Source organism: Sodalinema sp., assembly GCF_046483825.1.
Taxonomy (GTDB): Bacteria; Cyanobacteriota; Cyanobacteriia; order Cyanobacteriales; family Geitlerinemataceae; genus Sodalinema.
This window is the reverse complement of record NZ_JAWOCL010000066.1, coordinates 1-3919: the sequence shown is the minus strand read 5'-3', so window position 1 is coordinate 3919 and position 3919 is coordinate 1. Positions and strand designations below refer to the sequence as shown.

Annotated in this window: 2 protein-coding genes and 1 pseudogene; 1 reads left to right on the top strand and 2 read right to left on the bottom strand. The window is 55.5% G+C overall.

The window, feature by feature from the left end; translation table 11 throughout:
* Positions 1-116 (top strand): annotated as a pseudogene (locus R6U67_RS04205) (SsrA-binding protein); the annotation flags it as partial.
* Between the two features lie 363 nt (positions 117-479).
* Here the strand turns inward: R6U67_RS04205 and R6U67_RS04200 are convergent.
* Positions 480-1526: a fatty acid desaturase gene (locus tag R6U67_RS04200; protein ID WP_410251393.1), complete on the bottom strand. Its 1047-nt coding sequence runs from the start codon at positions 1524-1526 to the stop codon at positions 480-482.
* Between the two features lie 226 nt (positions 1527-1752).
* On the bottom strand, positions 1753-3576 hold the full coding sequence (locus tag R6U67_RS04195; RefSeq protein WP_410251392.1) for a WG repeat-containing protein: 1824 nt from the start codon (positions 3574-3576) through the stop codon (positions 1753-1755).
* Between the last annotated feature and the right edge of the window lie 343 nt (positions 3577-3919).

The window sequence follows — 3919 nt, the reverse complement described above, 5'->3', positions numbered from 1 at the left end:
ACGAGATCCTCGACACCCTCGAGTGCGGCATCGAGCTGGTGGGCACGGAGGTGAAGTCGATCCGGGCGGGGCAGGCCAACCTGCGCGACGGCTTCTGCCTGATCCGCAACGGCCAGCCGCAGCTGCAGGGAGAGTTGCACGGTTGGAGGGGGGGTGGCTGAGGCGATCGCCAATCCAACCTTGCACTTTACCGCGATCTAACCAATCCTTCGCCCGTAAGGCCAGGGGATGAATGGCCTGATCGTAGTTATACGCATAGTAATGGGGAGGGTAGATGCGAGGAAGTTCCGCCGTGACGGGCCGTGGGTTGAGATAGCGGTGGCCGCACTGACGACATTGGACAATCTGAAAGATATCCCCCGAGGTATCGTATTCATAGTCTTGGCCACTGGCGTAGGGATGCCAGCGATCGCTACCACACACGCCACAGGAGACAAATTCTTGTTGTAGATTCACCCGCACCACCGTTCCTGTTCCTGCTAGACGACTGGGGTTTGACTCGACAGGGGTAGCGATCGCACCACCCGCCAGAGAAACCCCAGGTAACTCCGCCGAACGGTGATTTCCGGGCGATCGCGCACCGCATCATGAGCCAAGTGTAACTTGTAGTGAGGAATAGCCGGCCAGAGATGATGTTCAGCGTGATAGTGCATATGATGAGGGGCAAACATCGCCGCTTCCCAGAACGGAGGCCCGAAAGACACTAACCGCAAGGAATCACCGCTGCTGGCGGGATGACGCAGAACCCCATGATCGCAAAAGGCCCGAATTTCATCGGGAACAAAGACGAGGGCATAAATGGGAAACACCCAGAGCAGCAAATACGCCCAAATCGGCAAGGGAGACAGCCAAAATAACCAAATCAGTAGCGGCTGCCAAATCAACACCGGCAAGCGCTGTTTAACGTAGTCTTTGAGTGGGTTTTGGGGAGGGGTTGACCCCGTTTTAGGGGTAGAGTTCGACATTCCCCTCATGTTCATTCCCCTCATATTCATTCCCCTCATATTCATTCGCCCGAAGGGGGTGACTTTAAGAACCGTTTTGCCGAAGGTGGCCAGGCCCGAACAGTAGAGGAGGAAGGCCAGAGGGGAGTTTTTGCCCTCGAAGGTATGGAGATAGCGATCGGGATCAGCCGGGGTTCCCATGTGGCGATGGTGTTGTAGATGGTTGCGGCGGGCATCTTCTAGGGCCATAAACATCGGACCATAGACCAACCAGCGGGCTAGGCTGTCATTGAGGCGACGATTGGGATGCAACGCGCCATGAATGGCATCATGAGCCAGGATAAAGAGGGCATATTGACGGTTGCCGATGATGAGGATGGCGATCGCATAACTCCAGAGCGTCTGAAACTGAGCGGCGATCGCCAAACCGAGACCAATTCCCAGCCAGTCGAGGATGATATCCCGATAGGCCCGAGTTGGATTGAGGGTTAACCATTGACGTAACTGCGACGGGGCGATCGCCTGGCGAATCCGTCGTTCAATATCCGGCATGGTCATCGGAGGCGGGGAAGTGGTCGTCATACTGGAAGGGAACAGGGAACACCGGAACAGGGAACAGGGAATACCGGAACAGGCCAACAAACACCGGAGTTCTCACCCTGTCCTGTCAGCCAAGAGTATTTTAAGCAAACTTTCGTCGGCGAGGGGTTAAGCCAAGACCCTGATGGGTCATTGCCATTGCTTATAGTCCATTGGTCATTCTACAGCCGTTGTCTCAAGGTTTAATCCGGGAGTTTAATCCGGGAGTTTAATCCGGGAGTTTGATATATCCCCAGCGTCCACTTTCCAAATTCGTCTCGTAGAATGGCATCGCAGAATGATCATAGCCCCCAACATAACTCACCCAAACACCGCCATAGTGAACTCGCGCATAGCCCTGAGCCATCTCGCCAATGGCTGAAAACTTGAGCGGAACCACCAAACGACCTTGGCGATCGATCACTCCGGCGTTTTCCCCAACCCGAAGGCTGGCAAATCCATCGACAAAGGTTCCCAAATCTCGGGCGACGCCGCCTAACTCCTGTGTCAGTGATTCTGAAGTAATTTCCCAGTCGCCGTTGCGATCGCTATAGCCAAACTCAACATGAGACCCCCTCTCAAGGCGACGAATAGCAGCAACCCCTGATGAAAAGTCGCCTCCGATGCCCAGCGTTCCTTCAATGACCCAATCTCCTTGGGGATTGATGTAGCCACAACGCTCTCGGCCAGTCTCTGGAATCTCAAGACAGACGGCGGCTAAGCCCTCAGAAAAGGAGCGAGCCTCCTTGAACCGGGCCGCAATGACCGCTCTTGCACTGCGATCAATAAAGCCATAGTGACTCTTGCCACTGGGGCGAGCTTCAATGCGGGCTAACCCCTCAGAAAAAGGGGAAACGGCAACGAATTGGGGCGCGATGACCTCTTCCCCGCTGCGATCGATAAAGCCCCATTGTCCCTGAACACGCACAGCAGCCCGTCCGTCATGGAACGGTTGAACCGCCTCAAATTGGGCCGGAATCACCAACTGGCCCGTAGCATCAATAAACCCATACTGGTCTTGCTGTGAGATCGCCGCGAGACCCTCAGAAAACTCAGCAGCACTGCTAAACTCAGGGGCGATCGCCAACTGACCCTCGTGATCAAAATAGCCCCAACGCCGAGTTCCCGACTCATCCTCAAACAGAGCCGCCACCCGATCCTCCGCCAGATCTCCGAGTTCTTGCACCTGCCAGCCAGCGGGGGGAACCGGCCGAACCACCCTTTCTCGTTGCCGGTCAAACCAAGCCGCTTGACCCCGGATAGTCGCCTCTTGCACGATCGCCAATCCAGGATGGCCCGAAAAATGCTGATTCCCCGCCACCGCCGCCAGAGGAACCAAACCATGCCAATCCCGAGACTGACATAAAAAGGCCGCAATCTCGGCCCGAGTGCTAGCTGCTTGAGGTCGTAAGTGTCGTCCGTTGGGATAGTCAACAATTAAAAAACTCGCCGCCGCCGCCGCCGCCGCCTCTTGCGCCCAATCAGGAGTCTCTTGAGCATCCTGGACCATTTCAGCCAGGACTTGCTGAGGATTGGGGGGAATCGCCAAGCCTCGCTCTCGATAACGCTGGTGATCAGGCCGGCGAATTAGGGTCGAAAGAATTGCCAGGGCTTCGATACGAGTAATGGATTGATCGGCCCGGAAGGTTTGATCCGGATAGCCGACAAAAATGCCCTTGCGATAGGCCGTTTGGATGCTCGAATAAGCCCAATGATCGGTAGAGAGATCCCTAAACTCGGGTTCATCTTGATATCGCGGTCTCACGTCGGGAAAGCTATTCAGCATGAGAACGGCAAACTCGGCGCGGGTGACGGGATGATTGGGGCGAAAGCTGCCATCGGGATATCCATTGAGGGCGTTCTCGGCGGCCAGTTGGCTGATACAATCTCCTCCCCAATGGTCTGAGGTGTCTCGAAAGGATTGCCCGGCGGCTGCATCGGGGCGATTCAGGAGCGTTAGGCCGACGCTGAGGGGTATGGCGATCGCCCGCAAAACGCTTACGGATACAAGACTTCGGGGAGTTCGTCCTGGCGGGTCAACGGTCAGAGGCATGGTAATAATCTCACGAGAGTTGATCGAGTGCTTCTACTGTGACCGATCTATTGCGCTTTGGTGTGACTGACCTCACGCCTGATTCGGGGGCTGGCGTGGGAATCGGGGTTTGACGGCGATCGCTATTTTGCAGGGTTAATTGGCACAGGGAATTGGCACAGGGAATTGGCACAGATAATTTGTATACTCAATAAGTTGATTATTCAAGAAAACCCACCATGTCTGAGCCTCAATCCCGCCGGGAGTATATTCGCAACATCGCCCCCAAAGCGGCTGAGGATGACCATCCATCCCGTTGGTTTGAGCAGGTGTATACCACGGCTGAGGGAGAATCAGCGGCAAT